15 protein-coding genes are annotated in these 15,875 nt (G+C 42.9%); 11 read left to right on the top strand and 4 right to left on the bottom strand.

What is annotated here, in order from left to right:
• Positions 1-423: 423 nt before the first annotated feature.
• The 8 genes from aroK to M1E93_RS00410 all read left to right on the top strand — a co-directional run bounded on the left by aroK (position 424) and on the right by M1E93_RS00410 (position 7,637).
• On the top strand, positions 424-945 hold the full coding sequence (gene aroK / locus M1E93_RS00445) for a shikimate kinase AroK (RefSeq protein WP_004916057.1): 522 nt from the start codon (positions 424-426) through the stop codon (positions 943-945).
• Positions 946-979: 34 nt separating this feature from the next.
• Entirely contained in the window at positions 980-2,074 is a 1,095-nt protein-coding gene (aroB, locus tag M1E93_RS00440; protein WP_004916059.1) for a 3-dehydroquinate synthase, read from the top strand.
• Between the two features lie 319 nt (positions 2,075-2,393).
• Positions 2,394-3,299 (top strand): SPOR domain-containing protein, encoded by a 906-nt coding sequence (locus tag M1E93_RS00435; RefSeq protein ID WP_014657126.1) that lies wholly within the window; start codon positions 2,394-2,396, stop codon positions 3,297-3,299.
• An 80-nt stretch (positions 3,300-3,379) separates the two neighbouring features.
• Entirely contained in the window at positions 3,380-4,264 is an 885-nt protein-coding gene (dam, locus tag M1E93_RS00430; RefSeq protein ID WP_004916061.1) for an adenine-specific DNA-methyltransferase, read from the top strand.
• Between the two features lie 34 nt (positions 4,265-4,298).
• Complete coding sequence (rpe, locus tag M1E93_RS00425; protein WP_004916064.1) at positions 4,299-4,973, top strand: ribulose-phosphate 3-epimerase; 675 nt, start codon at positions 4,299-4,301, stop codon at positions 4,971-4,973.
• On the top strand, positions 4,970-5,662 hold the full coding sequence (locus M1E93_RS00420) for a phosphoglycolate phosphatase (RefSeq protein WP_104873096.1): 693 nt from the start codon (positions 4,970-4,972) through the stop codon (positions 5,660-5,662). The genes rpe and M1E93_RS00420 overlap by 4 nt, the downstream gene beginning before the upstream one ends.
• Before the next feature lie 19 nt (positions 5,663-5,681).
• Positions 5,682-6,725 (top strand): tryptophan--tRNA ligase, encoded by a 1,044-nt coding sequence (gene trpS / locus M1E93_RS00415; RefSeq protein ID WP_004916068.1) that lies wholly within the window; start codon positions 5,682-5,684, stop codon positions 6,723-6,725.
• A gap of 174 nt (positions 6,726-6,899) precedes the next feature.
• The gene (locus M1E93_RS00410) at positions 6,900-7,637 is read left to right on the top strand and encodes a 3-oxoacyl-ACP reductase family protein (RefSeq protein WP_004916069.1); all 738 of its coding nucleotides are present in this window, start codon (positions 6,900-6,902) and stop codon (positions 7,635-7,637) included.
• Positions 7,638-7,694: 57 nt separating this feature from the next.
• Here M1E93_RS00410 and M1E93_RS00405 read toward each other — a convergent pair whose 3' ends face one another.
• The 3 genes from M1E93_RS00405 to M1E93_RS00395 form a co-directional block, all read right to left on the bottom strand.
• Positions 7,695-8,873: a lactate oxidase gene (locus tag M1E93_RS00405; protein ID WP_426207270.1), complete on the bottom strand. Its 1,179-nt coding sequence runs from the start codon at positions 8,871-8,873 to the stop codon at positions 7,695-7,697.
• 52 nt (positions 8,874-8,925) lie between these two features.
• Positions 8,926-9,492, bottom strand: a complete 567-nt coding sequence (locus tag M1E93_RS00400; RefSeq protein WP_004916073.1) for a YceI family protein — start codon at positions 9,490-9,492, stop codon at positions 8,926-8,928.
• Between the two features lie 97 nt (positions 9,493-9,589).
• A complete protein-coding gene (locus M1E93_RS00395; RefSeq protein ID WP_004916074.1) occupies positions 9,590-10,267 on the bottom strand; it encodes a hydrolase in 678 nt (225 codons plus the stop codon).
• A 266-nt stretch (positions 10,268-10,533) separates the two neighbouring features.
• Here M1E93_RS00395 and M1E93_RS00390 point away from each other — a divergent pair, with 266 nt between their 5' ends.
• On the top strand, positions 10,534-11,409 hold the full coding sequence (locus M1E93_RS00390; protein ID WP_004916075.1) for a pirin family protein: 876 nt from the start codon (positions 10,534-10,536) through the stop codon (positions 11,407-11,409).
• Between the two features lie 56 nt (positions 11,410-11,465).
• Here the strand turns inward: M1E93_RS00390 and M1E93_RS00385 are convergent, their stop codons facing one another.
• Positions 11,466-12,377, bottom strand: coding sequence for a LysR substrate-binding domain-containing protein (locus tag M1E93_RS00385; protein WP_169342353.1), 912 nt, complete (start codon positions 12,375-12,377; stop codon positions 11,466-11,468).
• 186 nt (positions 12,378-12,563) lie between these two features.
• Here M1E93_RS00385 and M1E93_RS00380 point away from each other — a divergent pair, with 186 nt between their 5' ends.
• The gene (locus M1E93_RS00380) at positions 12,564-14,246 is read left to right on the top strand and encodes an ABC transporter ATP-binding protein (protein WP_040132633.1); all 1,683 of its coding nucleotides are present in this window, start codon (positions 12,564-12,566) and stop codon (positions 14,244-14,246) included.
• On the top strand, positions 14,243-15,874 hold the full coding sequence (locus M1E93_RS00375; RefSeq protein ID WP_053110896.1) for an ATP-binding cassette domain-containing protein: 1,632 nt from the start codon (positions 14,243-14,245) through the stop codon (positions 15,872-15,874). The genes M1E93_RS00380 and M1E93_RS00375 overlap by 4 nt, the downstream gene beginning before the upstream one ends.
• The last annotated feature ends 1 nt before the right edge of the window (position 15,875 follow it).

Genomic DNA, 15,875 nt, shown 5'->3' with positions numbered 1-15,875 from the left:
TAAACTTACCGGATAAATTTGACGCTGACGTCGTTTTAGCATACAAGGTTACCCATTGAGTGTTCTAACTATCAGTAGATTAAAGAACAAGCTATCAGCCGCTTATAAAATAGCCGCAATCAATTTGCTCTATAAATTAACACGTTCCTCTGCTTTTATATGCAGTGGCAATACTGTTAAAACTCATGTTGAACAAAACGTTAGGCAAAATAGACGGCATAATAAAAGAAACCAGTAACACAAATGTGGCACTTTGTTCGCTCAGTGCCACATTTATATAGTTGCAATTCAGGTTGATGTATTGAGATAATTTTCTTATCTGATCTCACTTATCACTCATGAGGTTTCAGTTTAGGTCCCGTCGCTAATTCGATTGGCGGGGCGGGTTATCATTAACGAATAATCGTAGTAATACCAAAAAACATGGCAGAGAAACGCAATATCTTTCTGGTTGGACCGATGGGTGCCGGCAAAAGCACTATTGGTCGTCAATTGGCTCAACAGCTTAATATGGAGTTTTTCGACTCTGATCACGAGATTGAAAAACGTACAGGTGCAGATGTAGGCTGGGTCTTTGACCTAGAAGGCGAGGAAGGCTTCCGCGAGCGCGAAGAAAAAATCATCAATGAGCTTACCGAAAAACAAGGCATCGTACTGGCAACGGGTGGCGGTTCAGTAAAATCGAAAGAAACTCGCAATCGCCTATCTGCTCGTGGTGTTGTTGTGTATCTCGAAACCACTATCGAGAAACAGTTGTCTCGAACTCAACGTGATAAAAAACGGCCACTATTACAAGTGGATGAACCGGCTCGTGAAGTTCTTGAAAAATTGGCATCTGAACGCAACCCGATGTATGAAGAAATTGCTGATATCACCATTCATACTGATGAGCAAAGTGCCAAAGTTGTCGCAAGCCAAATCATTGAGCTGTTAGAAAAAAACTAACTTAACATTACTCATGGCAACAAGGTAAAGCAAGATGGAAAAAGTCACTGTTACTCTGGATGAACGCAGTTATCCAATCACAATTGCTCCGGGTCTTTATAACCAACCAGATGCTTTTTGGCCACTCAAAGCGGGTCAACGAGCTATGTTGGTGACCAACGAGACACTTGCGCCTATCTATCTTGAGAAAGTGACGCGTGCTCTTGAAGCAGCAGGGGTAACAGTAGATTCAATCATTTTACCGGATGGGGAACAGTATAAATCCTTGTTCATTATGAACGATGTTTTCACTGCCTTACTCGAAAAACGCCATAATCGCGATACCACCCTCATAGCACTTGGTGGGGGTGTTATCGGTGACCTAACAGGTTTCGCCGCAGCAAGTTATCAACGTGGGGTTCGTTTTATCCAAGTACCAACCACCTTGTTATCACAAGTAGATTCATCCGTAGGCGGCAAAACCGCGGTAAACCATCCATTAGGCAAAAATATGATCGGGGCATTTTATCAGCCCGCCTCTGTCATCATCGACCTTGATTGCTTAAAAACGTTACCGAAAAGAGAGCTTTCATCTGGTCTTGCTGAGGTCATCAAGTATGGCATCATCCTTGATGGGGAGTTTTTCAGCTGGCTAGAAGCGAATATCGACGCTCTAATGGCTCTTGATAATCAAGCCATGGCTTACTGCATCCGTCGCTGCTGTGAATTAAAAGCACAGGTCGTCGCGGCTGATGAGAAAGAGACTAGCGGCTTAAGGGCGCTACTTAACCTTGGCCATACTTTTGGTCATGCTATTGAAGCCCATATGGGCTATGGCGTTTGGCTGCACGGTGAAGCCGTTGCAGCAGGTATGGTGATGGCGGCTAAAACGGCAGAACGCATAGGCACATTCACCGCACACCAAACTCAGCGAATTATCGCCTTGTTAGAACGCGCTGAGCTACCTGTGACGGGTCCTGAGCAAATGAAACCGGATGACTATTTACCTCATATGATGCGGGATAAAAAGGTCATGGGCGGGAAACTCCATCTTATCTTACCTACCACAATCGGCCATGCAGAAATGCGCTCAGATATTGAAACACAAACAGTACGAGATGCGATATCGTCCTGTTTACCCGAAACCTAAGCCATCTTGTGTGATTATCAGCCAGAAACAGATAAAACCATCCAGATAATTTGAGGTTTTAAAATGTTTCTGGCAGATATGTCTTAAAATCGTTAAATTATAAGCTATGCCTAAAGTTTCAGGTTACAACACACTCTCAAACACTTAGACTTTTAGACATGCAATATCATATGTCGTATTAATCATATGAAGACGATATGACAAGTATAAGACTATCCTTTGCAACATCGCGGGTATACACTATTTACTCGTGAAGAGGCCGTAATGAAAAGAGAAATTTTATCTCGATTACAAGGTGATATTTATTCGGGAGGGCAAAATGGACGAATTTAAACCAGATAATCAGCCTAATACACAAAATGATCTACGGCCAGATACATCCGACCGACCGGCAGGTCGTAGCCGTCCATCATCAACAGCAAAACCTAAACTCACGATATCTCGCCAACATATTATGATTGGTGTAGGTGTTTTGGTGCTGTTATTACTGATTATCGCCATTAGCTCAGCCTTAAAAGCTCCAACAGAGCATGAAAAGCAGCAAACTGATACAACGGCAAACGAGCGTAATATCGATTTGTCTAGCTCTTCATCGCTTAGCAATAATCAAAGCCCATCAGGCCAGGCACAAGAGATAAACGTACCGCCTGTGAACCCAGTACCTACCCAAGGTACTCAACAGCAACAAACAAATAATTATGGTGAACGGATTGAAATCCCGGGTGATGTTGTCGATGCTCTAAACCAAGGTCAATCACTCAACCAAGGCACGGCGAATACGCCGGCACAAAATATTGCACCGCCTCCTGTGACACAAACGCCACCGGCCCAAAAGCCACAAACGGTGCCTGCAAAACCAGAGAGGACGCAAACAAAGCCTGTTGAAACTAAACAACCGGCTCAACCTAAGCAGCCAGCAAAAACAACCACGGCGAACCAAAATCAAAGTGGTAACTTAATGTCAGCGCCTGCGAGTAACTACACATTACAATTAAGCAGTGCAAGCCGTTCTGATACACTAGAAGCTTTCGCTAAACAACATAAACTCAATAACTATAAAGTTTATAAAACAATCCGTAATGGGCAAACTTGGTATGTTCTGATCCACGGCAACTATCGCTCCGTCAATGAAGCTAAAAGCGCTATTGCGACTTTACCAGCCGAAATTCAAGCGAAAAAACCATGGGTTAGAAATATGAAGCAAGTTCAACAGGATCAGAAATAACAACGTTTTATAGCGGGCGCATTATGCTGTCCTGACAGAGTACCCAATACTACTCTAAACGTTTGTAACAATAAGACGGCATGAAAAAAACACGCGCTTTTTTGAAATGGGCCGGCGGCAAATACCCTCTAGTGGAAGATATCAAAAAACATCTTCCACAGGGTGATTGCTTGATCGAGCCCTTTGTAGGAGCAGGTTCTGTTTTCCTAAATACCAGCTACGATGCTTATGTCCTAGCTGATATCAACAGCGACCTCATTAACCTCTACAATACCGTAAAATACCGTACAGACTCTTTCATCGGAGAAGTACGCGAGATCTTTACGCCTGAATTTAATACCGCCGAGCAGTATTACATTAAACGTCAAGAATTTAACCAATCTACAGACCCTATCAAACGTAGCGTATTATTTTTATATCTAAATCGCCACTGCTACAACGGGCTATGTCGTTATAATTCACGCGGCGAATTTAATGTGCCTTTTGGTCGTTATAAAAAGCCCTACTTTCCAGAAGAAGAACTACTGTGGTTTGCCGATAAAGCGCAAAAAGCGACCTTTGTGACCCAAGATTATGAAAGTACGCTGCTATCTGCGGAATCAGGCTCGGTCGTTTATTGTGACCCTCCGTATGCTCCGCTTTCCGAAACAGCGAACTTTACGGCCTATCACACCAATGCCTTTAGCGCTCAAGAACAACAAAATCTTGCGCGATTAGCCCATTATTTGTCTTCAGATCGCAAAATTCCGGTTCTGATTTCAAATCATGACACGCCAGCAACAAGAGAGTGGTATCATCAAGCTAAATTACACATTGTCAAAGTGCGTCGAACAATCAGTCGAAACATACTTAATCGCGCGAAAGTCAATGAGTTGTTGGCACTATATAACGGGGAGCCTGCGCTAAAACTCCCCAAAAACGCTGATAAGAAAAACATCAAGCGCCTCTCGTCTGGCGTGGAATGACTCTCAGGTGACGTTTAAATAATCGGAGACAATAATGAAAGATTTTCTCATTGCCCCATCTATTTTATCTGCAGATTTTGCCCGTTTAGGCGAAGATACCGCAAAAGTACTAGCCGCTGGCGCGGATATCGTGCATTTTGACGTTATGGACAACCACTATGTTCCTAACCTCACGTTCGGTGCACCGATTTGTAAAGCCCTACGCGACTACGGAATTACTGCGCCAATCGATGTCCACTTGATGGTTAAACCTGTCGACAGAATTATCCCTGACTTTGCAAAAGCAGGCGCAAATCATATCAGCTTCCACGTTGAAGCCAGCGAACATGTCGATAGAACACTACAGTTAATCAAAGAACATGGCTGTACTGCTGGCCTCGTTTTCAACCCAGCAACACCATTGAGCCACCTAGAGTATGTGATGGATAAAGTCGATATGATCCTACTCATGTCGGTAAACCCAGGCTTTGGTGGTCAATCCTTTATTCCACATACGCTGACTAAATTGCGCCAAGTCCGTAAAATGATCGATGAAAGTGGCTATGATATTCGTTTAGAAATCGATGGCGGTGTTAAAGTTGATAATATTGCCGAAATTGCCGCTGCTGGTGCCGACACCTTTGTTGCAGGATCTGCAATTTTTGGTCAGCCTGATTACAAAACCGTCATTGACCAAATGCGTAAGGAATTACAAAAGGTATCTCAATGACACAACCGAGTTTAGAAAACATCAAAGCAATTGCCTTTGATTTAGATGGTACTCTCGTTGACAGTGCCGGTGGATTAGCTGAAGCGCTAGATAACGCATTAAAAGAACAAGGTTTTCCACCAGCAGGGAAAGAGCGTGTTTCAATTTGGGTAGGTAACGGTGCCGATGTCATGATTGAACGCGCATTAACATGGGCGGGAGCAACCATCACTCCCGAGCTTCACCAAGCGACCCGTGACAGTTTTGATAAATTCTATGCCACCGCTGTGACAACGGGCAGCGAACTATTTCCAGAAGTCAAAGAGACGTTAGAAAAGCTCGCATTCCATAACATCCCTATGGCCATAGTGACCAATAAACCCACACCTTTTATCGCGCCATTACTGGAAAAATTAGCCATTGATCGCTATTTTTCGTTAGTGCTTGGCGGCGATGATGTGAAAGAGAAAAAGCCACACCCAGCGCCACTGTATCTCACCATGGGCAAGCTTGGTTTACGTAAAGAGGAATTGCTTTTTGTCGGTGATTCCCGTAATGATATTATTGCGGCAAAAAGCGCACAATGCCCTAGCGTTGGCCTAACTTACGGTTATAACTATGGTGAATCAATCGCTCTGAGTGAGCCTGACTGTGTATTAACACACTTTTCAGATATCCTGCCTACCATCGGTTTATCTGACACAAAATAATTAAAGGATATAAAAAGAAATGAGTGAACCCACTGAAAAACAAAAGCAAACCCAAAAACCTATCGTATTCAGCGGCGCGCAGCCTTCCGGTGAATTGACCATCGGTAACTACATGGGTGCGCTACGTCAGTGGGTACAAATGCAAGATGATTACGACTGCATCTATTGTATCGTTGACCAACATGCGATCACTGTACGTCAAGACCCTGACGAGCTACGCAAAAGAACCCTCGATACCTTAGCACTCTACCTCGCTTGTGGCATTGACCCGAATAAAAGCACTATTTTTGTTCAATCCCATGTGCCGCAACATGCGCAACTTAGCTGGGCGCTAAACTGTTACACTTACTTCGGCGAACTAAGCCGTATGACACAATTTAAAGATAAATCAGCGCGTCATGCAGAAAACATTAACGCTGGTTTATTTGATTATCCTGTATTAATGGCTGCCGATATTTTACTTTATCAAACTAACCAAGTTCCTGTTGGTATCGACCAAAAACAGCATCTTGAGTTAAGCCGTGATATTGCACAGCGTTTTAACGCGATTTATGGCGATATCTTTACCGTGCCAGATCCTTTTATTCCGACTGGAGGTGGCGCTCGTGTCATGGCTTTGCAAGATCCAATGAAGAAAATGTCTAAGTCTGATGATAACCGCAATAACGTTATCGCCCTGCTTGAAGATCCAAAATCAGCAGCGAAAAAAATCAAACGTGCGGTCACTGACTCAGAAGAGCCGCCTCGTGTTCGTTATGACATCGAAAACAAACCAGGTGTTTCAAACCTGCTAGATATTTTATCTGGCGTAACGGGTAAAAAGATTGCCGAGCTTGAAGCCGAATTTGAAGGTCAAATGTACGGTCATCTTAAAGGGGCAGTGGCAGATGCCGTCTCTGGCATGTTGGCTACACTCCAAGAGCGTTATCATCAATTCCGTAATGACGAAGCGCTGCTCAACAAAATTATGGATGAAGGCGCAACCAAAGCGGCAGCACGCGCGCAAGAAACCGTTGATAAAGTTTATGAAGCCATTGGTTTTGTAAAACGCCCTCAGCTGTAATTCATACACGCCCTTATCTCTTCTAAAAGGTAAGGGCTTTTAATTTAAAAACTCACCTTTCTCTTCACCTTCAATTATTTTCAACAACCTCATCGATTTATCTCTCTGGTGTCTCTGTGCTTTTCTCAGTCAAATAGCTCACTCATTGATATGTAATAACGTTAAGGTGAATCTATGTTATTCAAAAATAAATATGCTTTTGTTCAAGGTGGATCAAGAGGTATCGGTGCTGCTATCGTCAAACAATTTGCTCAAGCTGGGGCCAGTGTCGCTTTTACCTACGCCTCTTCTGACGATAAAGCTAAAGCTTTAGTGGCTGAAATTGAGCAATTTTCAGGTAACGTATTGGCAATCAAAGCAAATAGCGCTGATGAAAATGAAATAAAAGCCGCCATCACACAAGCCGCCAATACATTTGGTAGCCTTGATATCTTAGTTAACAATGTTGGTACTTTAGAGCTAGGAACATTAGATACCCTATCATTAGAAGCGTTCGATCGCTCCTATCACCTCAATGTTCGCAGCCTATTTATTGCCAGCCAAGCTGCATTAGAAGTGATGAATAATAATGGGCGCATTATTCATATTGGTAGCATTAACGCACAAAGAGTACCATTTGAAGGCGGTAGTGCTTATGCGATGAGCAAAGCCGCTATCGTAGGGCTTACTAAAGGGATGGCTCGTGATGTCGCTAGCCGAGGCATTACTGTGAATAATATCCAGCCCGGTCCTGTCAACACGGACATGAATCCTGAACAAGGTGAGTTTGCAGAGAGTTTAAAACAGATCATGGCATTAAAACGTTATGCCAGCGCCGATGAAATAGCCAGTTTTGTCGTTTATTTAGCCAGCCCTGCCGCTGCTTATATCACAGGTGCAAGCTTAAATATTGATGGTGGATTTAGCATCTAATTATCTTAATAGCATAAAAAAACGGGAGGCATCTCCCGTTTTTTCACTTAATGAAATTTATTGAAAATCCATATCGGTATAAAGCTTCGTTGCTTTTACACTTTCAATATTTTTCGCGCCACCCAACATCATATTAATGGATAATTCTTTATTCAGTTGCTGAATAACGGAATTCACCCCTTCCGCGCCCCCTAAATTTAATCCATATAAAATTGGACGACCCACCGCGACAACATCAGCACCACTTGCTAGCGCTTTAAACACATGGGAGCCACGGCGAACACCACTATCAAAAACAATAGGAACACGTTTGTTGACCACTTTTGCAATGGAAGGCAAAACATCAAAAGAAGCTGGGCCGCTATCTAATTGTCGCCCACCATGGTTAGATACCCAAATCGCATCTGCACCAGCCTTGATCACTCTATCTGCATCTTCAGGTGATTGGATCCCTTTCACTATCACAGGCAAACCCGATAGTTTTTTCACGTAAGCAATATCTGCTGGGGTAAAGGCTTGTTTAGCTTGAGCATAAATTTCGCTGATCCCAGCCCCTTTACCTGTTTTAGAGCCATCATCATTTTGTTTAGCGAACAGTTCTAAATTGGCAAAACCAAGTGGGAATTGGAAGTTATTGCGAATATCATCTTCGCGATAGCCACCAACAGGCGAATCCACCGTTAAAATAATCGCTTTAGCACCACTCTCTTTAGCTCGTTTCAAGGTAAACTCATTGAAAGCATTATTCTTGCTCATATAAAGTTGGAAGAAGAATGGGCTTTCCCCTGAAACTTCGGCGACTTCTTCAATAGTCTTGTTACCATAAGTACTTAATGAAAAAATTGAGCCAGCTTTCGCCATCCCTTTGGCTGTCGCAATTTCACCGTCTTGATGGGCCAAACCTTGAGCTGCCATTGGGGCTTGAATAATTGGCGTTTTTAAATCAATCCCTAAAAATTGGGTTGATAAGTCAATATCTTTAATTTCAATCCCCTGCATTACCCACGGCATAATGTATTTTCTATCAAAGCTACGCGTATTTTTATCTAAGTTCAGCTCATCTTCGGCCCCACCTCGAATATAGCCAAAAGCCCCTTTTTCCATGTTTTTCGCAACTTGGTCTTCTAGCTCATCTAAATTGATAATTTTAATCGGTCCTTCTTTGGTACTCGCTTGATAATCCGCGGCTTGTGCAGCCCCAACGGATAAGGTCAAAGCCAGTATCGCCGATGACATCACCGCGATGGGCTGTTTTTTTGCTCTGTGTAACATACTCCACCTCCTCAACTTATTGTTTGATAGCTTCCGCTTGTATTTTTATCACTACCTCTTTTGCCATTCCCTCTTTTGCAAGGAAATCCACCCCCCATTTTGTACGGTCAATGGTCGTTTCAAAGTCACCACCACAAACATCCGCTTTAAAAATAGGACTGAAATAACAGCCGAATTTCGTTGTTTTCAACTGAACGGGATGAGACTGTCCTTTCATGGTTAAAATGCCATCAATAGAAACAGGTTTATTATCCGCAAAGTTCCATTTAGTTGATTTAAATTCGATGGTTGGGTATTTCGCTACATCTAACATATCGGCGCTCTTAATATGGTTATCAAACGCTGTTAGACCGGTATTTAATGTCTCCGCTGGGATTTTGACATTAATGCTTCCCTTGTTTTTTTCTGGGGAATAGCTCATATCACCACGAATGTTGTAGAAACCACCGCTATTGGTCGATGTATTAAAGTGATCAATATAGAAAACCGCTTTAGTATGGGTTGGATCTAACTGATAATTTGCGGCTTGAGCAGTACCGGCTACCAATAGTGAAGCCAATAATGGCAATACAATCTTTTTCATGGAATACATCCTAATTATTTGTTTTATCTAAATTAATACAGATAGGTAGCCTCTACTTTTAGTAAAGGCTACGGATAATTCGAGTTAAAAATAAGGCTTAGCGTTCTGAATCTAATTGCTCATTGTTTTTCAAAACATCTTGAGCTTTCATATAGCTTTCAATGAGCAGTTGATATGCAGGGAAAATTTGCGTGTAAGCTTGTGCCCATTCTGCCGCATCTTCACGATTCCACGTTTTCTGAATTTCAGACGCGACCGCGGCTGTATCCATTGGTACCACACCAGCTTGGACCATGCGTGCTAAGGTGATTTCTTGTGCCATTTTGCTATAAGTACCAGATGCATCAATGACGACAAAAACTTGGTAACCGTCAGCTACCGCACTAATAGCAGGGAAAGCCATGCAAACACTGGTTATCGTGCCCGCGATAATCAGTTGTTTTTTACCCGTTGCTTTAACTGCTTCAACAAATTCAGGGTTATCCCATGCGTTGATTTCACCGCGACGTGCAATATATTGTGCATGTGGCGCATTTTGGTGAATTTCAGGGATCAGAGGGCCATTCGGGCCTTGTGGTACAGATGCTGTTGTGATGACAGGCATTTTTGCCAATGAAGCTATTTTTGCGAGAACAGCAGCACGCGCTCGCAGCTCTGTCATTGGCATATCACCGACAGTTTGGAACAAACCACTTTGATGGTCTATCAATAACATCACTGCATCATCTGGATTAATAACAGGACGCTGTCCATTGAAGTTTGCCGGATTACTCATAATGAAACCTCTCAATCAATAAAATAATGAAATGCTTTTAAACGAGAAATAGAACAATCGTTGCCCCGCTCTCTTGTTATTTACATTAATTCATCGATTTTTTGTTGAGTAGTCCGGTTTTTAGTAAACACTGTTCTAAAAATAGGATAATGGAAACCAGAACTATTGTTCTAGTAATGAAACAATGAAACCTATTTTTACCACTACTGATAACGAAATCGTGCCCCTATGATAAATACATCAGAATCTATTTTAGGAGCATAACCATGAAAAAGATCATTGGTATTTATAACGCACCTCGCAGTCATTGGGTTGGAGATGGCTTCCCTGTTCGCTCATTATTTAGCTATAACAACCACGGGAAATATCTCAACCCATTTCTTTTACTTGATAGAGCGGGGCCTTTTACCTTCCCAAGCTCAGATGCTGAGAACCGTGGTGTTGGAGAGCATCCGCACAAAGGGTTCGAAACGGTAACTATCGTCTATGATGGTGAGGTTGCACATCATGATTCTACAGGTGAAGGGGGCGTGATTGGTCCAGGAGATGTTCAGTGGATGACTGCGGCATCCGGTATTTTACATCAAGAATACCAATCCGATGATTTTATGAAAAATGGCGGCACCTTAGATATGGTGCAACTGTGGGTCAACTTACCGGCTAAAGATAAATTGGCGTCTCCGGGATACCAACTGCTAAAAAGTAGCCATATTCCGAATATTGCTTTACCTAATGATGCAGGCTATTTACGCGTCATTGCAGGTAACTATCTAGGAAATAATGGTGCTGCACGTACATTTACCCCTTTAGATGTTTGGGATCTCAAACTGAAAAAAGGTAAAACAGTAGGGTTACAAACTAAAGCCGGCCGTAATGTTGGTTTAGTGATGTTACATGGCTCGTTAATTGTTGATGGTCACGCTAGTTTAAATGAGGGAGAGCTGCTCATCCTTGATAGTAGTGACAGTAATATTGTTATGGAAGCCACGGAAGATGCTGTTGTACTCTTCTTAAGCGGTGAGCCCATTGATGAACCCGTTGTCGGCTATGGTCCCTTTGTGATGAATAGCGATAAAGAAATTATCGAAGCGGTTAATGATTTTAATCGTGGTAAATTTGGCCGAATCCCTCAAAATCAATAAGATAATAACTCCTCGATAGGGTGACTATTGAGGAGTTATCTTTTTACGGTGATGGATTATGATGATTTAACAGTTGGTGAAATATTCTCAGCCAAATAATTTAATAATAGTTGTACTGATGGCAATAAACCTTTTCTTGATGGGTAAACCGCATGAATAATATCTTCAGGAAAACGCCATTCAGGTAATATCTCAATCAATGCCCCTGAACTTAAGTCTTTTTCCACCACACCATAAGGCAATCGAGCAATACCAATTCCCTTTAATGCGGCTTTATACAAGGTCAAAATATCGGTTGTTGCTAATTTGGGGATAAAGTGCTGAGTGAAGCTTAAGTCCTCACTGTTTTTCAGTGTCACCGTATAATTTTGGGAATGTTCGGTATTTGCCAATATTGGGTAATTCACTAACTCTTCGGGTTGTTGCAGCGGCTCTCCGCCTTTAAATAACAACGGGCTAGCGACCAAAACCCGCCGTGAATAACCCAATACTTTCATCATTAAACCCGAATCATCTAACGGCAGCGAACGCACTCGCAGCGCCATATCTAACCCTTCACTGATCACATCAACGGGCCGATTAACTGCTAAGATTTGTACATTGATCTCCGGATACTTCACCATAAAATCGACTAATAAATCTTGCAGATACACTTGAAGTAAAGCGACAGGACAAGACAATTTAATGATCCCTTTCGGGTCAGTTTGTACAGAGCAGATCAGCTCCTCAGCAATTTTCGCTTCATCGACAACATTTTTGCATTGTTGATAAAAGGTTTGGCCGATTTCAGTCACATGGAACTGGCGTGTTGAACGATAAATTAAGGAAACATTGAGTTTCTGCTCAAGATCAGCAATACGGCGGCTAAGTTTAGATTTCGGGATCCCCAAAGCAAGACCTGCTTGTGAAAACCCGCCATGCTCGACTACTTTGACATAGTAGTAGAGGTCATTTAAATCGTACCGCATCCCTATTCCCCTTTTTACTAAAACCTATTTATATTACTGAAAATCGATAATAAGTCTGCTTAAATTACGCCATTTACCCCGTCAATAAGACCCGTTAGCCAAACAAATAGTTTCGGTATCGAAACAACTCATTGCCAGTTAAACAAGGAAATCAATTAAAGTAACTACCCGGCTATGGAGGTTTCTATGTACCGCGCACTTTGGGCATTGTTACGCCCTTATCGTTTTGTTTTAATATTTGCTGTTATTTTACAAGCTATCGCTGGCATTAGCTCCCTGATCCCTTGGGTTGCAATTAGCCAAATCGCCTTATCCCCTGTTGAACAAGGGAACACTTGGGTCATTATTGCATTTATTAGCGGAGTCGTATGGCTCGTTTGTCAAACACTTGCCCTATACCTAACCCATCAAACGGATAACCAATTGTGCTATCAATTAAGGCTAAAAATACTCAATAAACTCAATCGACTTCCTTTGAGTGAATTTGTTTATTCAGGTAAAGAAGGGATCCAAAAAATTGTTGATCGCGATGTGCGCTTGCTGCATCAACTCACCGCCCATGCACCTGCCGACTTGGCTCAACTGTTTGTCGTTCCAATAACTGCAACGCTGATCTTATTATGGACCAACTGGGCATTAATGATTTTTTGCCTACTTCCTTTAATCATCACCATTTACCTTTTCCGCCAGCTACGCTCACCACGTTATCAATCGCTATTCACTGCTCGTGACCAGACGATGGGGAATTTATATGCTCAATATGCAGAGTTTGCCGATAACCCATTACTTGCAAGACAGTTTCCAAACCGCGCCATTCAACTTGCTGTGACACAAGCACTCTCCGCTTTTCTCGTGGCCTTTAATCGCTGGATTAACAAAATCGGCGCATTCAGTTCACTGACTCAAATTGGAATGAGTACCACATTACTGACGTTATGGGTGATTATTGGGTCGTTGGTAGTGCCGACCTCGGTGTCACTGTCGCAAATGGTGTTGTTTATTCTTTTGATGCATAGCATTACCGCTCCAATCGCTGCCATGGGGCACGGTGCCGATGCCCTCAACCATGCAGTCGCCGCTTCAGAGCGTATTCGCCATTTTCTTGAGCAAACAGAAATGCAGTATGGTGATAAATCACTGCAAGGAGCGCCTTGTGCCGTTCATATTCACGATGTGGATTATTGTGTACAGGATAAAACTTTACTCTCTAACATCAACTTAACCATTCAACCCGGTCAGCTTGTCGCTATTGTTGGTGCATCGGGAGCAGGAAAAAGTACACTTTTACAATTGATGGCACGGTTCCTCGACCCAACTCGTGGCGAGTTATACTTTAATACGACGCCCCTACCTCAATTCTCATTAGCAGGGTTAAACCAGCAAGTATCTATCGTGATGCAGAATACTCAACCTATGCCGTGTTCGCTGAAAGAAAATCTACAGCTATTTGCCCCCGATGCGACAGCGGTCGAAATCACTGACTACCTTGAAAAATTAAATCTACTAACACGGCTCCAGCAATTACCAAAGGGGCTAGACAGTTTAGTCGGTCATGATATCACCTTATCAGGTGGTGAAGCTCAACGTTTAGCCATCGCTCGCGTGCTGCTCTCTAAAGCCCCTATTTTGTTGTTTGATGAGCCAACATCTGCATTAGATCCGCAAAATGCCGAATTATTTTTCCAGCTTTTAAACCAAGAGCAGCGTACACGAGTCTTGGTCACCCATGATCTGAGCTATTTATGCCATGCAGATACGGTGATCTTACTGGAAGAAGGACAAATAATTGCTCAAGGTACACACCTACAGTTATCTGAACATACTCCCCAATATCAACAATTACTAAGTGCATTGGAGGACGCCGCATGATCCGTCTGTTCTTAAGTACCGTCCGTCGTGCGCTATTATGGATGATATTCGCTGCTATCTTAGATGGTATCAGCGGGTTGCTACTCGTTCCTGTGATCATCAATTGGGGCTCCGACGATATAAGTGCGCTGATTTGGCTACTGGTGAGTAGCTTAGTGTCATTAACCGTTATTTTTATCGCCACTCAGAAAGGCTACCTTGCAGGTGGCATTGTTATGCGCACGCTCACCAATGCATTAATACGCCATCTACCTGTCTCATTAAAACCAATCCCGAGTGCGACAAGTTTAGTTTCTGGGCCAATTTCCCATGTGATGTCCATTCCTGCTCACTTATTACACCCAATCATTAGCGGTATTGTCACCCCTTTAACCGTGATCTTAGGGGCATTGATTCTGAACTTTTGGCTAGGAAGCATCCTGCTAATGATTGGCTTCATGTTATTACTTATTTTACGTTTTTCCGCCAAACACGTGTCATTCGCCGAAAAGCAAGTACACGCCTCACAGCAGAAGGTTATCGATGAATTAGGCCACTTTGCCACACATCAACCGCTGCTTCGCAGAGCGGGTGTCAGTCAACAGCAGCAACAAGGTTTAGAGCAGAGCCTGACTCAGCAATATCAGACACAAAAACAACTTCAACGCCGTAGCTTGCCTTTTCATTTGCTGTTTTCATTCGCTATTCAAGTAACCTTTATCGGCTTATTAACTTTCGGCTTATTGGCGGTCAATCGTGAAACACTTACCCTACCTATGTGGTTAGCCGCCATGCTGTTATTAGCGCGTTTTATTGAGCCACTCTGGTTGCTTTCCCATTTAGACCAAGCATTACGCCAAGCTAAAAAATCGCTCAATCAGATAACCCAAGCACTGGAAACACCTGAGCTTAATTTTGTTCGTTCATCTCAAACCCCATCTGAAAATACCGTGAGCTGTAACGCCTTATCTCAGCGTACAGAGGAGGGGAAAGTCCTATTAAAACCGCTCGACTTAACTTTTAAAGCAAATACATTCACGGCCATTGTGGGGGCGTCTGGCGCTGGAAAAAGCACGTTATTGAATTTGTTGGCGCGCTTGCAAGACCCTTCACAAGGCGTAGTGCGGTATGGCAATAAAGATATCGCTCAATTATCGCAAGCAGTGCTCTGTAGTAAGCGAGGCATATTATTTCAAGATAACCGGCTGTTTAAAGGCAGTTTACGGCAAAATATGACTGCCAGTTCAGAAGAGATCGATGATCCATCAATCATCGCCATGCTTCAACAACTCAATATCGATGCAGATCATACTTTACTAGATGGAGATGTAGGTGCTGGCGGGCAAATTTTCTCTGGTGGACAAAGGCAACGTTTGTGTATTGCAAGACTACTATTAAGCCGTCCTGATATTATTTTGATGGATGAGCCGACAGCTAGCCTTGATTACATCAATACTGCCGCTGTTATTGAACAGCTACTCACTGCCAACCAGCAGACACGTATTGTTGTGACTCACCAACCGATGCTTGCCAGCCAAGCCGATCATATTATTGTGATGGCATCTGGCGAAATCGTTGACCAAGGAACACATGCAGAATTATTAGCCCGTGAGCCTTGGTATCAACAATTTATCAGCGGCAGCCTTTAAG

The organism is Providencia sp. PROV272 (assembly GCF_049901975.1).
Lineage (GTDB): Bacteria > Pseudomonadota > Gammaproteobacteria > Enterobacterales > Enterobacteriaceae > Providencia > Providencia stuartii.
The sequence above is the reverse complement of the archived record's forward strand: the minus strand, read 5'-3'. Positions and strand labels throughout refer to the sequence as shown.